The following is a 17643-nucleotide window of genomic DNA, read 5'->3' as shown; positions in this document are numbered from 1 at the left end:
GGAGACGGAGCGAAGAGTTCCGTCCCATCGGGTGACGGTGGATCCGGGTGCGGCGCCGGGCGAACGCGATGTCCGTTCGCCGCCGGTGCCGGCCGTCCGGGGCCGCTGGGATGGAGGCATGACTTCTCAAGGAACCATGAACGGCAAGGTGGCCCTCGTGACCGGCGGCAGCCGGGGTATCGGGGCCGCGACGGCGCTGCGTCTCGCGCGTGAGGGCGCGGACGTGGCCGTCACGTACGTGAGCGGCAAGGAGTCCGCGGAGGATGTCGTACGGGGCGTCCGGGCGCTCGGCGGCAGGGGGCTCGCCCTGCGCGCGGACTCCGCGGACGCGACGGAGGCCGGTGGGGTGGTGGACCAGGTCGTCGCGGAGTTCGGGCGGCTCGACGTACTCGTCAACAACGTTGGGGTGGGAGTCCTCGGGCCGTTGGACTCGCTGTCCCCGGCGGACGTCGACCGGGTGCTCGCCGTCAATGTGCGAGGGGTCTTCCTGGCCTCCCGGTCGGCCGCGCCGCACCTCGGGGCGGGAGGGCGGATCATCACGATCGGCAGCTGCATGACACAGCGGGTCCCCGGCCCCGGGGGGACGCTCTACGCGATGAGCAAGTCCGCGCTGATCGGCCTCACCAAGGCACTGGCCCGGGAACTGGGCGCCCGGGGGATCACCGCCAACATCGTCCATCCCGGCCCCGTCGACACGGACATGAATCCGGCGGACGGCCCCTACGCGCCGGACCAGAGCGCGATGACCGCCCTCGGCCGCTTCGGCGCCGCCGACGAGGTCGCCTCGATGGTCGCGTATCTGGCGGGAAGCGAGGCGGGGTACGTGACGGGGGCGGAGTTCGCGGTGGACGGAGGCCACGCGGCGTGACACGGCACGTCACACCGCGCACCCGGTACCTGGACCGCAACCGCAAACCGCAAATCGCAAATCGCAAGGACTGGCAGGACCACCACGACTTCCAGGACACACGTGGCAGCGGGCACAAGCGGGACCACGGCCCGTGAGGGCGTACCCGCATCGGTCCGGGCGCGCCCGGACCGGGACCGCGCACCCTCAGGACCGCCCGAGCGGAGGGCCAGGAAGGGGCCAGGAAAGGGTCAGGAAGGGGAGGGGGACCGGGGCCTGTGCCACGGGCTCCGGTGCCCACTGGTCCGGACGACGGATCCGGAGTCCTCAGCCGCCCAGTTCCTGGTGGCGTGCCGTCAGGCGTGCGGCGCCCTCCTCCGTGAGGGAGCCGAAGAGGCGCAGGCGGGAGATGCCGCCGTCCGGGAAGATGTCCACGCGCGCGTGCGTGCCGACGACGGGTGCGGTGAGGGTGAAGCGGTGGTCGGTGTCGGGCTGGAGACGGGTACGGGGCAGGATCTCCGTCCACTCCCCCGCGTCGCCCTCGCCGTCCTCGCCGCCGTTCCTCACCGAGACCGAGGCCCATCCGGCGCTGTTGCCCTTCAGGTACGCCGTGTCGATCTCGATGGCGCGGATCTCGGACTGCGCGACGAGCCGGTAGCTGATCCAGTCGTTGCCGTTGTCACGGCGCCGGCGGGTCTCCCAGCCGTCGTCCATCTTGCGGGAGCGGCCCGGCTGGATGGTGTTGGTGGCGGGTGAGTAGAAGAGGTCGGAGGCGTCCTCGACCTGTCCGCCGTTCTCCAGGGCGACCACGTCGAAGGTGCCGAGGACGGACAGCCAGCGCGGGTCGGGTACCACCTCGCCGTACACGCGCAGCCGCGCGATGCCCCCGTCGGGGTGCTGGTTGACGCGCAGGTGCGTGAAGCGCTGTTCGACACAGACGGCGAACCCGTTGGCCGCGTGACCGCCGACCGGCGTGCGCGGCACGAGGGCCGTCCACTTCACGTCGTCCGCGAGGAGTTCCTCGGGAGCGGGCGAACCGGGCACCGACGCGCCCTCGACCGACACCGCCTGGGGATAGTTGCCGCGGAAGTGGGCCGTGTCGACGACGATCCCCCGGATCACGCCGGGGGCTCCGAGGCGTACCAGGGCCCAGTCGTGGTCCTCGGCGGTCGGCCACGGGTGCCCGGCCGAGGCGCCGCGGCGCCGCCGGGTCTCCCAGCCGTCCATGATCTTGCCCTTGTGGCCGAAGCGCTCGGGATCGAACGCGGCGGCCTCGGCCACGAGGAGGTTCTCGCGCTGGGCGAAGAACTCGTCGTTGGCGGCGATCACCCCGGCGCCGAGCCGCCGGTCGGCGAGGTTGACGTACTGGGTGAACGGAAGATCCGCGGTGCGGTAGTCCGCGTACGGGTCGCCGCCTCCGTAGGGGTTCGCGTCTCCGGTGAAGGTGGCCAAAACGATGGGGCGCTGCGCCGTCACGATGATCGATCTGCCTTTCGGGGGTTGGCCGTTGCGGGTACGGATGCGGATGCGGTGCGGGTGCCTCAGTGCGGTGCGGCGGTCGGTGTGCGGATCGGTGACGCGGACGGGTCGCGGGAACCGGTGACGCGGATCGGAGTCGTGCGGATCGGTGGCCGAGACGGCGGCGGGCTTACGGGCGGCGGGTGAGGAGGTGTCCCGTGGGCTCGGTGAACCGGCCCTCGGCGGCGATGCGCTCGCCGCGCAGCCAGGTCGACTTCACGACGCCGCTGAGGGTCCTGCCGGCGTAGGCCGTCACCCGGTTGCGGTGCTGGAGCGCGACGGGGTCGACGGTGAAGGTCTCGTCGGGTGCGAGTACGGCGAAGTCGGCGTCGCGGCCCGCCTCGATGGCGCCCTTGCGGTCGCCGAGGCCGACCAGTTCGGCCGTGCGGGAGGACATCCAGCGGACCACGTCCTCCAGTCCGTGGCCACGCCTGCGGGCCTCGGTCCAGACGGCGGACAGGCTCAGCTGAAGGCCGGAGATGCCGCCCCAAGCGGTCGCGAAGTCGTCCGTCTTGAGGTCGGCGGTCGACGGCGAGTGGTCGGTGACCACGCAGTCGATCGTGCCGTCGGCCAGCGCGCGCCACAGCAGGTCCTGGTTGGCGGCCTCGCGGATGGGCGGGCAGCACTTGAACTCGCTGGCGCCGTCCGGGACTTCCTCCGCGGTCAGGGTGAGGTAGTGCGGGCAGGTCTCCACGGTGAGCCGGACTCCGTCGGCCTTCGCCGCGGCGATCAGCGGGAGCGCGTCGCTCGACGACAGGTGCAGCACGTGCACCCGTGCGTCCAGGCGCCCGGCCTGTGCGACGAGGCTCGCGATGGCGGTGTCCTCGGCGTCGCGGGGGCGTGAGGCGAGGAAGTCGGCGTACTTCCGGCCGCCCTTCTGCGGGGCGGCCGCCAGGTGACGCGGGTCCTCGGCGTGCACGATCAGCAGGCCGCCGAACCCGGCGATCTCGGCGAGGGACCGGGCGAGCTGCTCCTGGTCCAGTTCGGGGAACTCGTCGACCCCGGAGGGCGAGAGGAACGCCTTGAACCCGAAGACACCGGCGTCGTACAGGGGCCGCAGGTCCTTGACGTTGCCGGGCAGCGCGCCGCCCCAGAAACCCACGTCGATGTGCGCCTTGGAGCGGGCGACCTCCTGCTTCGTACGAAGGTTGTCGACCGTCGTCGTCGGCGGGAGGGAGTTGAGCGGCATGTCGATCAGGGTGGTGATGCCGCCGGCGGCCGCGGCGCGCGTCGCGGTCCAGAAGCCCTCCCACTCGGTGCGGCCGGGGTCGTTCACATGGACGTGGGTGTCGACGAGACCGGGCAGCAGGACGTCGTCGCCGAAGTCCTCGAACCGGGCGCCGGGCGGTACGTCGGCGTCGTACGGGAGCACGGCCGTGATCTTCCCCGCGGCGACCGCCACCGAAGCGGCGCGCGTCCCTTCGGGAGTGATGACACGCGTCGAGCGCAGCACCAGTTCGGCATGGAACACCCGGACCCCTCTCTCCGCGGCCGTTGACTCCCGCTGCGGCCGGTTTACTTCCGCGTAACGGAATTCAACTTTCTGTTGAAGAAGTCTTCACTCCGACCCTCCCGCCGTCAAGGGTTCATTTCTCCAGCCTCCCTCGATCGCCCCCACTCCCGCCCTCGGCCTGCCCGACTCCGGGAATTTCCACAGAGCGAAATCAGGCTTCCGGCAGACAGAATGGAGGGGCGCGTACCCCGGGAGTCGACAGGCCGCCGGGTAGGCTGCGTTCCTGCCCGCCCGCCCGAAAGGACCGCCGCCGTGCCGCCGTCCAGCGCCAGCACCACCGACGCCGCCAAAGCATCCGCTCCCAGTGGCGGCGTCCAGTCGCTCGAGCGCGCCTTCGATCTCCTGGAGCGCATGGCGGACGCCGGGGGCGAGGTCGGTCTGAGCGAGCTCTCCGTGAGCAGCGGGTTGCCGCTGCCCACCATTCACCGGCTGATGCGCACCCTGGTGGCCTGCGGATACGTACGCCAGCAGACCAACCGCAGGTACGCCCTCGGTCCCCGGCTGATCCGCCTCGGCGAGTCCGCCTCCCGGCTGCTCGGCACCTGGGCCCGCCCCTATCTGGCGCGTCTGGTCGAGGAGACGGGCGAGACCGCGAACATGGCGCTGCTCGACGGGGACGAGATCGTCTACGTCGCCCAGGTGCCGTCCAAGCACTCCATGCGCATGTTCACCGAGGTGGGCCGCCGGGTGCTGCCGCACTCCACGGGCGTCGGCAAGGCACTGCTGGCCCACACCCCGGACGACGAGGTGCGCGCGCTGCTCGCCCGTACCGGGATGCCCGCCGCGACGGAGAAGACGATCACCACGCCGGACGGCTTCCTCGCCGCGCTCGACGAGGTACGCAGGACGGGCTACGCGGTCGACGACAACGAACAGGAGATCGGCGTCCGCTGTCTGGCCGTCTCCGTGCCCGACTCCCCGACCGCCGCAGCGATCTCGATCTCCGGTCCGGCCGGCCGGGTCACCGAGGCCGCCACCGAGAAGATCGTGCCGGTGCTCCAGCAGGTCGCGGCCGAACTGTCGGAGGCCCTTGCAAGCGCGGGTCCGGGCGCCAACTGACCCGGCCGGATCAGCCCGGTCCCGGCCGGCTCGCCGCGGCCCGGCCCAGGCAGGTCCAGATCACCGCGCCCCGGCCGAGCCCCGGTCCGGCTCCGCTCCGGGCGGCGGCTGACCGGCCGACCGACCTGAGCCCCGCCCCGCCGTCCGCGCTCATCCACCCCGTGCCGCCTCAGCCGGGGCCCGACGTTCCGACGGGTGCCTCAAGGCGCCCGTCCGCCATCTCCCGTACCTCGTCCGCCTCGCCGAGGTGGGCTCGGTCGTGCGTCACGAGGACGGTCGCCGTGGCGCGTTCACGGGTGAGCCGGACCAGCAGGTCGAGCACCGCCGTGCCGCGTTCGTGGTCGAGGGCGCTGGTCGGCTCGTCGACCAGGAGCACCGACGGCTCGTTGACCAGCGCGCGGGCGATGTTCACCCGCTGCCGCTGACCGCCGGAGAGCTGGTGGGGACGCCGGTGCGCCAGCTCGCCGAGCCCGACCGAGTCAAGCAACTCCCGGGCCCGGTCCACCACTTGGCGGCGTCCGTCCAGGTGCCCCATCACCTGGAGCTGTTCCAGCGCGGTCAGCGAGGGCAGCAGGTTCGGCTGCTGGAACACGATCCCGATCTCGCGCCGCCGCAGCACGGCCCGTTCGGCGGAGGTCAGCGTCCCCGTCTCCGTAGTGCCGACGAGAACGCGCCCGCGGTCCGGGGTGACGAGGGTCGCCGCGACCGCGAGGAGGCTGGACTTGCCGGATCCGGAGGGACCGACGACGGCCGTCATGGTTCCGGCAGGCACCTGGAGACCGACGCCCTCCAGGGCGGTCAGGCGGCCCTCGCCGTCCGGGTAGGTGAGGGTGATGTCGTCAAGCGTCAGGCTCATGGCACTCTCTCGTTGGTCGGTCCGGCGCTTCCGCGCGCCGTCGCCGGGCACTCCCGGCGGTTTGCTCCGGCACTCCCCGGCGCCTTCATCAGGCGCTCCGGGCTCCGCCTCCCGGCACTCGCGGCACCTTCATCAGCCACCCCGGGTTCCCCCACCGGGCACTCGCGGCACCTTCATCAGCCACCCCGGCACCTTCGTCGGACACAATCCCGATTCCCTCATCGGGCGCCGCCCGCCGCCGTCATCGGGCGCTTCCCAGCGCGGTCAGCGGGTCGACGGCGGTGATCCGCCGGACGGACAGGCCCGCGCCGAGCGCCCCGAGGGCGATCATCACGGCGGCGGGTCCGAGCACGGTCGGCCCGTCCAGCACGAACGGCACGTCGCCGCCCCGCACGAGTGCGCCGGCTCCGGCGGCGAGTCCCGTACCGAGCAGTGTTCCGGCGGCGAGCATGAGCACCGCCTGACCCAGCGCGTCCCGCAGCAGATACGGCGTGGAGGCGCCCAGCGCCTTCAGGACGGCGATGTCGGACGACCGCTGGATCGTCCAGACCGTGAAGAACGCCCCTATGACCAGCGCCGAGATGACGAAGAGGAATCCGCGCATGAGCTGGAGCGAACCGTTCTCGGCGCGGTAGGAACCGATGGCGGTGAGGGCTTCGTCCCTGGTGAGGGTCTTCGTGCCGGCCACGCGGTCGGCCGCCGGAAGGTCGGCGCCGCCGGTCCGCAGGGCGATCACGGTCGCCGGCCCGGAGAGGTCGGTCCACACGACGGGTGTGTGGCTGTACGAGGCATGGCCCGCCACGGCCGCGACGATCAGTTCGGCGCCGCCGAGCCGCACCCGGCCCCCGGGCCTGACGTCGAGCGCCGCGGCGGCCTTCTCGGACAGCACGGCACGGCCGGGGGCGACCGCCGCCGGAGCGATACCCGAGCCAGGCCGCACGGCGAAGGCGGACACCGCGGCCGTACGGTTCCCGGCGGACGCGTTCAGGATGCGGATGCCGATCGGCTCCGCCGAGGTGACGCCGGACCGGTCGGCCCAGGTCCCCCGGGCGCGAGAGGACAGCTCCGAGCCGGTGAAGGACACCGACTGCCCCGCGGGCGGCGCGGCGAAGGCCAGGTGGTCGGCGGGCAACCCGGTGACCGCCGAGGTGTTCTCCTCGGCGAGCCCGGCGGTCAGCCCGGACAGCAGCCCCACGAGCAGGGTGATCAGTACGACCACGGCTCCCATGAGGGTGAACCGCCCCTTGGCGAACCGCAGATCTCTCCATGCGACGAACATGCCTCCACCCTGTGGCCCGGACCGCGTCCGGGGCATCGCGCCACGGCATGGTTCACCGGTGCCGAAAGAGGGGCGCGCCCGTCACCGGGAGACGGACCGGCCGGAACCGGAGGGACGAAGGCACCCGGACACAGGAGGGAGGCCCTGCCCACAAAGGAGGCAGCGCGCTTTCAACCTTTCGGTTGACCGGGGCCGGCCCCGACCCGCCTACCCTGGAACGACCATGAATGTCCGCCGCCGCTCCCCCGTCGTCGCCACCCTGCGTCTGTGCCTGTACGTCCTGCTCGCGGGGCTTCTGCTGCTGGCCGCCCTGCGTTCCGGGGACAGCGGGCACCCGGCGGCGGTCGTCGTGTCGGTCCTCGTGACCGGCGCGGTGCTCGCGGCGGGTGCCGTCGGCCCGGCGGTGCACGGCTCACGGCGTACGGCGGCGGTGTGGGTGGCCGCCCTGAGCGCGAGCTGGCTGGTGCTGGTCGCGTTCTCACCGGACGGGTTGTGGGTGGCGTTCCCGCTCTACTTCCTGCAACTGCACCTGCTGCCGGTGCGCTGGAGCCTGCCCGCGGTCGCCCTGACCGCCGGGGCTGCCATCGCGAGCTTCGTGGCGCACGGCGCGCCGCTCACACCCGGCGCGTTCATCGGCCCGCTGCTGGGGGCGGCGGTCGCGGTCGCCACGGTCCTCGGGTACGAGGCGCTGTACCGGGAGAGCGAGCGCCGCCGCGAGCTGATCGAGGAGCTGATCGCCACCCGCGCCGAGCTGGCCGAGGCCGAGCGCGCCGCGGGCACGCTCGCCGAGCGGGAGCGGCTCGCCCGCGAGATCCACGACACGCTCGCACAGGGCCTGTCCAGCATTCAGCTGCTGCTGCGCGCGGCCCAGCCCCTGCTGCCCGCGGGCTCCCCGGCCGCCCCGCACCTGGAACAGGCGCGCGCGACCGCGCAGGACAACCTCGCCGAGGCTCGCCGCTTCGTCCGCGCGCTCACCCCTCCCGATCTGGAACACGGCTCGCTGACCGGCGCGCTGGAACGGCTGTGCCGTCCGGCCGCCGTGGACGCGCCGAGCGTCCGCTTCTCGGTGAGCGGCCCGCCGGCCGCGCTCCCGACCCCGTACGAGGTGGCCCTGCTGCGGATCGCCCAGTCGGCCCTGGGCAACACGTTGCGCCACGCGCGCGCCGACCGCGCGGAGATCACGCTCAGCTTCATGGACACCGCGGTCGCCCTGGACGTGGTCGACGACGGTGTCGGCTTCGCCCCCGGCGGCGCACTGACGGACGGTGACCGGACGGAGAGGGACAGGACAGACGGGGGCCGGACGGACGGGGGTTTCGGTCTGCCCGCGATGCGCTCGCGGGCCGAGTCGCTGGGCGGGACGTTCAGCGTCGAGTCGGCCCCCGGACAGGGCACGGCGGTGGCGGTCACGCTGCCGCTGCCCGTCACGGGGGAGCCGCCGAAGACGGTGTCCCCGGGCGCCGGGAGCCTTCCGCGGTCGCGAGCCGCGGGGAGCCGGACGTGACCGTCCGCCTGCTGCTCGCGGACGACCATCCCGTCGTCCGCGCCGGGCTGCGCGCCGTGCTGTCCGCCGAGCCGGACTTCGAGATCGTCGCGGAGGCGCCGACGGCGGAGGCCGCGGTGGAACGCGCCGGGGCGGGTGGTGTGGACGTCGTCCTCATGGACCTCCAGTTCGGTGCCGGGATGCACGGAGCGGAGGCCACGGCGGCCATCACGGCACGCCCCGGCGCGCCCCGGGTCCTCGTCCTCACCACCTACGACACCGACGCGGACATCCTCGCCGCGGTCGAGGCGGGTGCCTGCGGCTACCTCCTCAAGGACGCCCCACCCGAAGAGCTCTCCGCCGCCGTGCGCACCGCCGCGTCGGGTCACTCGGCGCTCGCCCCGAAGGTCGCCGACCGTCTCATGGACCGCATGCGCACCCCCTCAGCCGCCCTCAGCCGTCGCGAACTGGAGGTCCTCGAACTGGTCAAGGACGGTCTCTCCAATCAGCAGATCAGCAAGAAGCTGTTCCTGAGCCAGGCGACCGTGAAGTCCCATCTGGTGCACATCTACGCGAAGTTGGGCGTGGACTCCCGCACCTCGGCGGTGGCGGCGGCCACCGAGCGGGGTGTCATCCGCAGACGGGGCTAGGCCGGCCAGGTTCTCGGGCCCCGCGGGGCCCGGCCGGTGGTGAGGGTTCGCGTCAGGCGGGCGCGGCAGGGCGGGCCCGGCACCGGCCCGCGGTCACCGCAGGGTTCGGTGCGGTGGTTCTCCGAAGAGTTCGACCGCGTCGCGGACATCCGCGAGGCGGGTCGCCAGGGCGCTCACCGAGCCGATCGCACCAGCGACCAGGAGGAGCGAGCGGCGCAGCCGGGGGATCTCCGGAACACCCGTGGCGGCCATCGCGGCGAGGGCCGCGAGCTCGTCCTCGGCGATACCGCGGTCGGGGAACTCGGCCGGATGCGCGGCGAGTTCACGGCGCAGCCGGGAGACGGCGGTACGTAACTCCGCCACCCTCGGATCCTCGTCGCTGCCGGTCACTGGCCTCTGCCCCAAGCTCCGCAACACAGCTCTCCCCCCTCGCGCGCCGTTCTGCGTCGGTCCCTCTCACGGCGGCCTCAAGTCGGCCCGAACTCCCCGTGGCGGTGGTCGGGCGCCGGGGGACGCGGGCCAGTAAACGCCACCCGGTGCGCCGGGCGCCACCGCGCGGACCGAAATTCAGCCCCAGGACACCGGGGTGACGGTCCGGGTTCCGGGGCGTGCTCCGACCCTGTCGGGTATGAAAAGGACATGACGGAGAACAAGGACGAGGTGGCCGGGCTGCTGCTGGCGGCCGGAGGTGGACGGCGCCTCGGGGGACGGCCCAAGGCACTCCTGCCCCACAAGGGACGGCCGCTCGTCGAACACGCGGTCGGGGTGCTGCGCGCCGGCGGCTGCACCCGCGTCCATGTCGTACTCGGCGCGGGGGCCGACGCCGTACGGGATCAGGCGTCGCTGGCCGGGTGTGTCCTCGTGGACAACCCGAGGTGGGAGGAGGGCATGGGATCCTCGCTGCGGGCGGGGCTCGACTCGCTGGCGGACTCCGGGGCGCGGGCCGCACTGGTGTCGCTGGTCGACCAGCCGGGGATCGGCCGGGAAGCGGTCGCCCGGGTACTCGCCGCGTACGCCTCGCCGCTGACGCTCGCCGCGGCGGCCTACGAAGGGGAACGCGGCCATCCGGTGCTCGTCGGCGCCGGTCACTGGGCCGGGATCGCGGCGACCGCCACGGGCGACCGGGGAGCGCGCGCCTATCTGAAGGCCCACGAGGACACGGTCGCGCTCGTCGAGTGCGGGGACGTGGCGCGGGCGTACGACATCGACACGGAGGCCGACCTGGTCCACCTTGAGTGAGCGGCATGGCACCGAGCGCCACCTTCTGCCGGCCCGAAGAATCTCGACGTCAACAAATCATTGAACTTCCACCATGAGGAAATTAGTATCCACTGCTCAGAAGCGCCCCATCAGGTCGAGGGCACTCGGCGCCGTCCCCGCGCGCCACGGCACCGGGTGCCAGGCGCGGTGCCGCCGCCCGTGGTTCGCTCGCATGACCCGTATGCGGATCGCCCGCACGCGGTTCGTCCGTACGCAGCTCGCCCGCACGTAGCTCGCTGAAGGAAGTGACAGCTCATGTCCGCACCAGCGCCGTCCCCGCTGGCCATCGTCGACGCCGAGCCCCTGCCCCGGCAGGAGGAGGTCCTCACCGACGCGGCCCTCGCCTTCGTGGCCGAACTGCACCGGCTGTTCACGCCCCGGCGTGACGAGCTCCTCGCCCGCCGAGCGGAGCGCCGCGCCGAGATCGCCCGCACCTCCACGCTCGACTTCCTCCCGGAGACCGCCTCGATCCGGGCGGACGACTCCTGGAAGGTGGCCCCCGCACCGGCCGCGCTGAACGACCGCCGTGTCGAGATCACCGGCCCGACCGACCGCAAGATGACCATCAACGCCCTCAACTCCGGCGCCAGGGTCTGGCTCGCCGACTTCGAGGACGCCTCGGCGCCCACCTGGGAGAACGTGGTCACCGGTCAGCTCAACCTGATCGCCGCGTACACCCGGAGCATCGACTTCACCGACCCGGCCTCCGGCAAGTCGTACGCCCTCAAGCCGGACGACGAGCTCGCCACCGTCGTGATGCGCCCACGCGGCTGGCATCTGAACGAGCGTCACCTCGTCGCCGCCGACGGCACGCCCGTGCCCGGCGCGCTGGTCGACTTCGGCCTGTACTTCTTCCACAACGCCCAGCGTCTGCTCGACCTCGGCAAGGGACCGTACTTCTACCTGCCGAAGACGGAGTCCCACCTCGAAGCCCGCCTGTGGAACGACGTGTTCGTCTTCGCGCAGGACCACGTCGGCATCCCGCAGGGCACGGTCCGCGCGACCGTCCTGATCGAGACGATCACAGCCGCGTACGAGATGGACGAGATCCTCTACGAACTCCGTGACCACGCGGCCGGGTTGAACGCGGGCCGCTGGGACTACCTGTTCTCCATCGTCAAGAACTTCCGTGACGGCGGGACCAAGTTCGTCCTGCCGGACCGCAACGCGGTGACGATGACGGCCCCGTTCATGCGCGCGTACACCGAACTCCTCGTCCGCACCTGCCACAGGCGCGGCGCGCACGCGATCGGCGGCATGGCCGCGTTCATCCCCTCGCGGCGCGACGAAGAGGTCAACAAGGTCGCCTTCGAGAAGGTCAAGGCCGACAAGGACCGTGAGGCCGGCGACGGCTTCGACGGCTCGTGGGTGGCGCACCCCGACCTCGTCCCGATCGCGATGGCCTCCTTCGACGCCGTCCTCGGCGACCGGCCGAACCAGAAGGAGCGGCTGCGCGAGGACGTGTCGGTCGCACCCGGCGACCTCATCGCCGTCGACTCGCTCGACGCGCGGCCGACGTACGACGGTCTGGTCAACGCCGTTCAGGTCGGCATCCGTTACATCGAGGCCTGGCTGCGCGGCCTGGGCGCCGTCGCCATCTTCAACCTCATGGAGGACGCCGCCACCGCCGAGATCTCGCGCTCGCAGATCTGGCAGTGGATCAACGCGGGTGTCGTCTTCGAGCACGACGGCCGGACCGTGGCGGCCACTCCGGAGCTGGCCCGTGAGATCGCCGCGCGGGAACTCGCGGACATCCGCGCGGAGATCGGCGAGGAGGCCTTCGCGGCCGGCCGCTGGCAGCAGGCGCACGACCTGCTCCTGAAGGTCGCGCTGGACGAGGACTACGCGGACTTCCTGACGCTGCCCGCGTACGAGCAGCTGACCGGCTGACCCGGTGGCGGGCGGCTGACCGGTAGCGGGCGGCCCGACGGACCAGGTCCCGGTTCGCCGGACGGCCCGCGTCCCGGTTCGCCGGACAGCCCGCGTCCCGGTTCGCCCGACGGCCCGCGTCCCGGTTCGCCCGACGGTCCGGTCCCAGAGTTCGCCGGAGAGTCCGCCCGGTCTCAGTTCGCCGGTCCGTCCGAGTGGCCCAGGGATCTCTCCGGGGCCACTCGGTCGCGTACCAGGCGCTTGACCGCCGTGGGCTCGGGGAAGCCCTGCTCCCGGCGGTCCCAGATCACCTCGTCGTTGACCCGGACGACGAAGACACCGCCGGTGCCGGGCTTCAGCGACAGCTCGTCGAGCTCCGCCTCGAACGTGGTGAGCAGCTCCTGGGCCAGCCAGGCCGCGCGGGGCAGCCAGCGGCACTGGGTGCAGTACTCGATCTGGACCCGCTGGACGTCCGTCATCCGAGATGCACCGACCAATCCTGTTCCGCCGCTGGTTTACCGTGCAGGTCAGGGACCCGTTTGAGCCAGTCGGGCCTCCCCTGCCGGGTGCGCTCCGCGCGGTCGGCGTCCTCGGTGGCGAGCTGCTCGCGGGTCGGGAAGTCCGTGGGAAGCCAGGCCGCGGAGGCCCGTACCCGGGCGAGGAGATAGCCGACGTACGCATCGCGGACCGCGTCGGGGCTCGCGAAGCCGGGCTCGTCCGCGAGCCAGGCGTCGGGCACCTCCGCCAGGACCGCGCGCAGCAGTTCCTCGGTCACCCGGGGCGCGAGTTCGGCGTCGGCCGCGCGGGTGTCCGGGTGGTGGCCGCCGAGCGCGTGGCGACGGAAGTCGTACGCCTTCTCCGGTGACGAGGCGTCCCAGCGGTGGTGGAAGACGAGGGCGGCTCCGTGGTCGATCAGCCAGAGCCGCGGTGGCGCGATGCCGAAGGTGGGCCAGATCATCAGGTTCGAGCTGTGCACCGTGCGGTCCACGTTGACCGTGAGGGCGTCCAGCCAGATCACCCGGCCCGCCTCCAGCGGGTCGACGGGGAAGGTCTTCGCGATCTGCGGGGTGAAGTCCTTCGCGCCCGGCAGATAGTCCATGCCGAGATTGAGCCCGGCGCTGGCCCGCAGCAGCTCCTGGACCTCCTGGTGGGGCTCGTGCCCGCCCACGGCCGGGTCGAAGTGGACGAGGACCAGCTCGGGGAACCGCAGGCCGAGGGCGCGGGCCAGCTCACCGACGATGATCTCGGCGACCAGCGCCTTGTGGCCCTGGGCGGCACCGGTGAACTTCACGACGTAGGTACCCAGGTCGTCGGCCTCGACGACTCCGGGCACGGAGCCACCGGAGTTCAGGGGTGCGATGTAGCGGGTCGCGGTGACCTCTCTCAGCATTATTTCAGGACACCCACTTCATTGACCTTGCAATCCACAATCAGTGCCGGAGGCGCCAAACAGCGGGAATCGCCCGTCATCAGCACTGGGGAGGATCCGGGGAGTTTCGACCGCCATCCAAATCTCCCTGCCTCTCCAGCGGCCGATCGATGGCTGTCCGCCCGTTGCCGCCGGCCTCTGGCATGAAGTGAGCATAGTGAGCCTTTCCCGGTAAGCGCCCGTCGCTCGCCGTGATCGCGGCGGCGAAGCTCGCGGCGGACCACCTTCCATCGGGTGGCGCAGACGGATCGGTGGATCGTCTCGTGGCCGATCCGCATCCCGGGTCGTCACCGTGGCGCGGACGCAGCCGGCCGACGAATCTGTTCCGGCGACCACTCCTCCTTCAGCAGGAGCGGCACCGTCCGCCTCGACGCGGTCCTGCGGGCGAGCAGGCACCGTTTCGGACGCCGGGCGCGGTCAAGGCGACCCCCGGCCGCCGCACGAGCGTCCGCACCGCCGAACACGGCACCCCCGTCTATGGCGATTCGCAGTCGGGCCAGCGAAACAGCGTTGATTCCGGAGGGAGTTCGCCCTCGACTCCGGCAGGCACGCCCGGCGTGGAGATGCCTTGAAGGTTCAAGGTGCCTTCAGTCGCTGCCAGTTACTCGAATCAACCCGGCAGCCGTCCCGCCCACCTGTCAGTGACGGTGATTGAGTTAGTCGTCAACTACCTTTTCCAGAAGGCTAGTTGTTACCTCTGTTGCTGCTGGGGCAGCTGCTTCAGGACTGGCACACGGTGATAGCATTCCCGCGTCCGCGACCTTGATCTACTTGGCTCGGGCTCCGGCCGGGATCGGTCCACTCCTCGTGCATCAGCGGTTGCGCAGTTCCCTGTGGAGTGTCGCGGACCCTCGCGAGGTGTATCCGCGAAGGTCTTCATGCCACGCGCCGGGAAAGGTTTTCCATGAATCGAGATGCGCTTATGTGGTGCCTGATCGCGCTCACGGCGACAGCCGTTGCCGCGGTCGTGGTACTCGTCCTCCGCAACAGAGCCCTGGGGGTGAAGAAGAGGCAGTCCGAGGCCGCGCTGGAGCAGGAACTCGACACCGTCCGAGGCCACCTGCACCTGGCCCAGGACGAGTTGCTGAGGGTCCGGGACAACCAGGACCGGGTCATCCGGGACGCCGAGCAGACGGCGGAGGCGAACACCAAGGACGTCCTCAAAGGCGCCGCCCGCTTCCTGCAGAGTCTCGCGGCCGAGCAGACCGTGCTCCTGGACGACATCCAGCGCAAGTACGGAGGACACACCGTCCTCGCCGACCTGATGGACGTGAACCACGCCAACGCCCAGATGGCCCGTAAGGCCCAGGGCATCGCGGTCATGTGCGGCGCCCCCGTCAGCCGCCGCAACCAGCCCGCCAGCGTCTACGACGTCGTGCGCAGCGCCCAGAGCCAGATCCGCAACTTCAACCGGGTCGAGATCATGCAGCCGAGCGGCATCGCGCTGAAGGCGACCGCGGTCGCCCCGGTCGCCCTCGCCGTCGCGGAGCTGCTCGACAACGCCGCCACCTTCTCCCAGGCGGACGCGCCGATCGAGGTGACGTTCCAGCGGGTCCAGAAGAACCTGTGCATCGTGATCGACGACGCCGGCGTCAGCATGAACGACGAAGACCGGCAGAAGGCGACCGTGCTGCTGTCCGGGGAGTCCGTCCCCCGGCTGTCACAGCTGGGCTCCCAACCCAAGTTCGGTTTCTCCGTGGTCGGCCTGATCGCACGTCAGTACGGCTTCAAGGTGGATGTCACCGGAGTCTCGCGCTACGGCGGCGTCCGGGCCGTCGTCCTGCTGCCAGAGGAGCTGTGGACCATGGAGGAGACGCCGGCCCCGGCCGAGGAGGCCCCCGTCAGCATCAGGGGTGTCGAGAACCGCGATCAGTACAGCACGCGCACGGTGCACGGCCTGCCGAAGCGCGGAGCACGCCAGACGCCCATCACCAGCGTTCCCTCCGCGGACGGCACCCCGCGAGGGACGCAGACATCCAGAAGGACTTCCCGCGGATCCGGCGGTGGCCTGGGCGCTTTCCAGCGCGGCACGCTGACGGGCCGCGACCTCGCCGCCCCGTCGCCCGAAGGGTCCGAAGACGCATGACTACAGACATGTCTTGGATGGTCAAGGACATCGTCGACAACGTCCCTCGGGCCCTGCACGCCGTGGTGCTGTCCGCGGACGGCATCCCCCGCGGGGCTACGGACGGCCTGGCCGCGGCGGACGTGCGGACCATCTCCGCCGCCATGGCCGGGATGCAGTCGCTCAGCCGGGCCACCGCACACTTCGCCGGGCCGGCGCAGGATCGGCAGTGGAACCAGACGATCATCGAGTTCTCGCACGGGTGGGTGTTCCTGATCGGTGCGGGGCAGGGCGCCTACCTGGCCGCCGCCGCCGAGCCCGACGTCGACATGGAGCAGATGTCGTTCCGCATGAACCGCCTGGTCATGCGGCTCGGCGAAAACCTCGCTTCCCGGCCCAGGGCGGGCGGCGCGGGTACGGCCGAGGGCGGCGACGGCTCCTCGGCGCAGCAGACGGGGGCGGGCGGCCAGGGGGTCGTCCTCCCCGAACTGGACGAGGTGATCTCCTCCGTTCCGGGCGCGAGGCACGCCGTGCTGCTCGGTGCCGACGGCCTGCCCCGCGGTTCGAGTTCGGGGATGGACAGGGACCTGGCGGACACGATCTCCGCGGCCATGACGGGCATCCTCGCCTACAGCCGTGCGACCTCGGAGTTCGCGGGCGGCCAGGAGGCCGACGAGTGGCAGCAGACGGTGATCGAGTTCCAGCACGGCTGGATCTTCCTGATCTCCGCGGGCGAGGACGTCTTCCTCGCCGCCGCCGCCGAACACGACTGCGACATCGAGGAGTTCACCACGCGTCTCAAGGACGTGGTGGTCATGGTCACGCCGCAGGGAACGCCTCAGGAAGCGAGGGCCGGCCATGCACGATGAAGGACCGGACGAACTGGAACTGACGTCCGCGTTAGTCCCGCTGTTCGTCATCACGCAGGGACGTGGACTGCCCGCGACCCACGAGTTCGAGCACACCACCCTGGTGATCGCCCACGCCGACACGTCGGCCGCCGCCCGCACCCTGTCCCCCGAAGCCCGACGCGTCATGGACCTGATCGCCGACGGCTATCTGTCCGTGGCCGAGGTCTCCGGCCACACGCACCTGCCACTGGGCGTCGTGCGCATCCTGCTGGCGGAGATGGCGGACAAGGACCTCATCATCGTGAGGAGTCCCCCGGAGCGCGCCGAGGGTCACGACCGCGAACTTCTCGTCGCCGTACTCGACGGCCTGCGAACCCACTTGGGAGCGTAAGTGAAGCACCTTGATCCGGCTGTCTCCCAAGCGGTGAAGATTCTCGTCGTGGGCCACTTCGGGGTCGGCAAGACCACATGCATCGGCAGCATCTCGGAGATCAAACCGCTACAGACCGAGGAGGAGATAACCGAGGCCAGTGAGGGCTTCGACGACCTCTCGGGAACCCCGAACAAGACGACCACGACCGTGGCGATGGACTTCGGACGTCTGACGCTCAGCGACACCCTGGTCCTCTATCTCTTCGGAACGCCCGGACAGGAACGTTTCAAGGAGATGTGGGAGGGCCTGTCCCGGGGCGCACTGGGCGCACTGGTCCTGGTGGACCCCGAGCGGCTGCACGAGAGCTTCCCCATCCTCGACCTGGTCGAGCGTTTCGGCCTGACCTATGCCATCGGCGTCAATCACTTCGACAGCACCCCGGCCTACCCGCTGGAAGAAGTGCGCGAGGCGCTGAACCTCTCCGGTGAAACCCCGATCGTGCACTGCGACGTCCGCGACCGGGGCTCCTCGGGACAGGCACTGATCACCCTCGTCGAGCACCTCATGACCACACTTGGCTAGGAGCCGCGG

17 protein-coding genes are annotated in these 17643 nt (G+C 71.3%); 10 read left to right on the top strand and 7 right to left on the bottom strand.

The features are described from left to right. Nucleotides 1-118 precede the first annotated feature (118 nt). Nucleotides 119-868 carry an SDR family oxidoreductase gene (locus ACFYW8_RS36250; protein ID WP_365868348.1) on the top strand — a complete coding sequence of 250 codons (750 nt, stop codon included), beginning with the start codon at nt 119-121 and terminating at the stop codon, nt 866-868. Nucleotides 869-1174: 306 nt separating this feature from the next. Here ACFYW8_RS36250 and alc read toward each other — a convergent pair whose 3' ends face one another. After that, on the bottom strand, nt 1175-2323 hold the full coding sequence (gene alc / locus ACFYW8_RS36245; protein ID WP_389088682.1) for an allantoicase: 1149 nt from the start codon (nt 2321-2323) through the stop codon (nt 1175-1177). Between the two features lie 172 nt (nt 2324-2495). After that, nucleotides 2496-3836, bottom strand: a complete 1341-nt coding sequence (gene allB, locus ACFYW8_RS36240) for an allantoinase AllB (RefSeq protein WP_389088677.1) — start codon at nt 3834-3836, stop codon at nt 2496-2498. A 294-nt stretch (nt 3837-4130) separates the two neighbouring features. Between allB and ACFYW8_RS36235 the strand changes: the two genes are divergently transcribed. Then, complete coding sequence (locus tag ACFYW8_RS36235; RefSeq protein WP_365868353.1) at nt 4131-4937, top strand: IclR family transcriptional regulator; 807 nt, start codon at nt 4131-4133, stop codon at nt 4935-4937. Nucleotides 4938-5106: 169 nt separating this feature from the next. On the opposite strand, the gene ACFYW8_RS36230 is transcribed toward ACFYW8_RS36235, so the two are convergent. Together ACFYW8_RS36230 and ACFYW8_RS36225 are read right to left on the bottom strand one after the other, a co-directional pair. Further along, the gene (locus tag ACFYW8_RS36230) at nt 5107-5793 is read right to left on the bottom strand and encodes an ABC transporter ATP-binding protein (RefSeq protein ID WP_389088670.1); all 687 of its coding nucleotides are present in this window, start codon (nt 5791-5793) and stop codon (nt 5107-5109) included. A gap of 241 nt (nt 5794-6034) precedes the next feature. Continuing rightward, nucleotides 6035-7072 (bottom strand): ABC transporter permease, encoded by a 1038-nt coding sequence (locus tag ACFYW8_RS36225; protein WP_365868357.1) that lies wholly within the window; start codon nt 7070-7072, stop codon nt 6035-6037. Nucleotides 7073-7295: 223 nt separating this feature from the next. Between ACFYW8_RS36225 and ACFYW8_RS36220 the strand changes: the two genes are divergently transcribed. Together ACFYW8_RS36220 and ACFYW8_RS36215 are read left to right on the top strand one after the other, a co-directional pair. Next, nucleotides 7296-8576, top strand: coding sequence for a sensor histidine kinase (locus ACFYW8_RS36220; protein WP_389088663.1), 1281 nt, complete (start codon nt 7296-7298; stop codon nt 8574-8576). Continuing rightward, complete coding sequence (locus tag ACFYW8_RS36215; RefSeq protein WP_389088658.1) at nt 8573-9205, top strand: response regulator; 633 nt, start codon at nt 8573-8575, stop codon at nt 9203-9205. Before ACFYW8_RS36220 ends, ACFYW8_RS36215 begins: the two co-directional genes overlap by 4 nt. Before the next feature lie 93 nt (nt 9206-9298). Here ACFYW8_RS36215 and ACFYW8_RS36210 read toward each other — a convergent pair whose 3' ends face one another. Further along, nucleotides 9299-9622 (bottom strand): DUF5955 family protein, encoded by a 324-nt coding sequence (locus ACFYW8_RS36210; protein WP_365868363.1) that lies wholly within the window; start codon nt 9620-9622, stop codon nt 9299-9301. Between the two features lie 222 nt (nt 9623-9844). Here ACFYW8_RS36210 and ACFYW8_RS36205 point away from each other — a divergent pair, with 222 nt between their 5' ends. Together ACFYW8_RS36205 and aceB are read left to right on the top strand one after the other, a co-directional pair. Continuing rightward, nucleotides 9845-10444 (top strand): NTP transferase domain-containing protein, encoded by a 600-nt coding sequence (locus ACFYW8_RS36205; RefSeq protein WP_389088651.1) that lies wholly within the window; start codon nt 9845-9847, stop codon nt 10442-10444. 276 nt (nt 10445-10720) lie between these two features. After that, entirely contained in the window at nt 10721-12355 is a 1635-nt protein-coding gene (aceB, locus tag ACFYW8_RS36200) for a malate synthase A (RefSeq protein WP_389088646.1), read from the top strand. Nucleotides 12356-12528: 173 nt separating this feature from the next. On the opposite strand, the gene ACFYW8_RS36195 is transcribed toward aceB, so the two are convergent. Next, nucleotides 12529-12813: a SelT/SelW/SelH family protein gene (locus tag ACFYW8_RS36195; protein ID WP_365868370.1), complete on the bottom strand. Its 285-nt coding sequence runs from the start codon at nt 12811-12813 to the stop codon at nt 12529-12531. Next, nucleotides 12810-13724, bottom strand: a complete 915-nt coding sequence (locus tag ACFYW8_RS36190; protein WP_389088639.1) for a HipA family kinase — start codon at nt 13722-13724, stop codon at nt 12810-12812. The genes ACFYW8_RS36195 and ACFYW8_RS36190 overlap by 4 nt, the downstream gene beginning before the upstream one ends. A 943-nt stretch (nt 13725-14667) precedes the next feature. On the opposite strand from ACFYW8_RS36190, the gene ACFYW8_RS36185 reads away from it, so the two are divergent. The 4 genes from ACFYW8_RS36185 to ACFYW8_RS36170 are packed head-to-tail and all read left to right on the top strand — an operon-like array spanning nt 14668 to nt 17634. After that, on the top strand, nt 14668-15849 hold the full coding sequence (locus ACFYW8_RS36185) for an ATP-binding protein (protein ID WP_389088634.1): 1182 nt from the start codon (nt 14668-14670) through the stop codon (nt 15847-15849). After that, on the top strand, nt 15846-16697 hold the full coding sequence (locus ACFYW8_RS36180; RefSeq protein WP_365868376.1) for a roadblock/LC7 domain-containing protein: 852 nt from the start codon (nt 15846-15848) through the stop codon (nt 16695-16697). Before ACFYW8_RS36185 ends, ACFYW8_RS36180 begins: the two co-directional genes overlap by 4 nt. Beyond that, the gene (locus ACFYW8_RS36175; RefSeq protein WP_365868378.1) at nt 16687-17070 is read left to right on the top strand and encodes a DUF742 domain-containing protein; all 384 of its coding nucleotides are present in this window, start codon (nt 16687-16689) and stop codon (nt 17068-17070) included. The genes ACFYW8_RS36180 and ACFYW8_RS36175 overlap by 11 nt, the downstream gene beginning before the upstream one ends. Continuing rightward, a complete protein-coding gene (locus ACFYW8_RS36170) occupies nt 17071-17634 on the top strand; it encodes an ATP/GTP-binding protein (protein ID WP_365868380.1) in 564 nt (187 codons plus the stop codon). Nucleotides 17635-17643: the final 9 nt, after the last annotated feature.

The organism is Streptomyces sp. NPDC002742 (genome assembly GCF_042888885.1).
Lineage (GTDB): Bacteria > Actinomycetota > Actinomycetes > Streptomycetales > Streptomycetaceae > Streptomyces.
The sequence above is the reverse complement of the archived record's forward strand: the minus strand, read 5'-3'. Positions and strand labels throughout refer to the sequence as shown.

What these genes read in the sequence shown, in the direction of transcription:
- ACFYW8_RS36225 (WP_365868357.1), bottom strand. Translation starts at nt 7,072, where the DNA reads ATGTTCGTCGCATGGAGAGATCTGCGGTTCGCCAAGGGGCGGTTCACC.
- ACFYW8_RS36220 (WP_389088663.1), top strand. Translation starts at nt 7,296, where the DNA reads ATGAATGTCCGCCGCCGCTCCCCCGTCGTCGCCACCCTGCGTCTGTGC.
- ACFYW8_RS36230 (WP_389088670.1), bottom strand. Translation starts at nt 5,793, where the DNA reads ATGAGCCTGACGCTTGACGACATCACCCTCACCTACCCGGACGGCGAG.
- ACFYW8_RS36175 (WP_365868378.1), top strand. Translation starts at nt 16,687, where the DNA reads ATGCACGATGAAGGACCGGACGAACTGGAACTGACGTCCGCGTTAGTC.
- aceB (WP_389088646.1), top strand. Translation starts at nt 10,721, where the DNA reads ATGTCCGCACCAGCGCCGTCCCCGCTGGCCATCGTCGACGCCGAGCCC.
- ACFYW8_RS36185 (WP_389088634.1), top strand. Translation starts at nt 14,668, where the DNA reads ATGAATCGAGATGCGCTTATGTGGTGCCTGATCGCGCTCACGGCGACA.
- ACFYW8_RS36190 (WP_389088639.1), bottom strand. Translation starts at nt 13,724, where the DNA reads ATGCTGAGAGAGGTCACCGCGACCCGCTACATCGCACCCCTGAACTCC.
- ACFYW8_RS36180 (WP_365868376.1), top strand. Translation starts at nt 15,846, where the DNA reads ATGACTACAGACATGTCTTGGATGGTCAAGGACATCGTCGACAACGTC.
- ACFYW8_RS36195 (WP_365868370.1), bottom strand. Translation starts at nt 12,813, where the DNA reads ATGACGGACGTCCAGCGGGTCCAGATCGAGTACTGCACCCAGTGCCGC.
- ACFYW8_RS36205 (WP_389088651.1), top strand. Translation starts at nt 9,845, where the DNA reads ATGACGGAGAACAAGGACGAGGTGGCCGGGCTGCTGCTGGCGGCCGGA.
- ACFYW8_RS36250 (WP_365868348.1), top strand. Translation starts at nt 119, where the DNA reads ATGACTTCTCAAGGAACCATGAACGGCAAGGTGGCCCTCGTGACCGGC.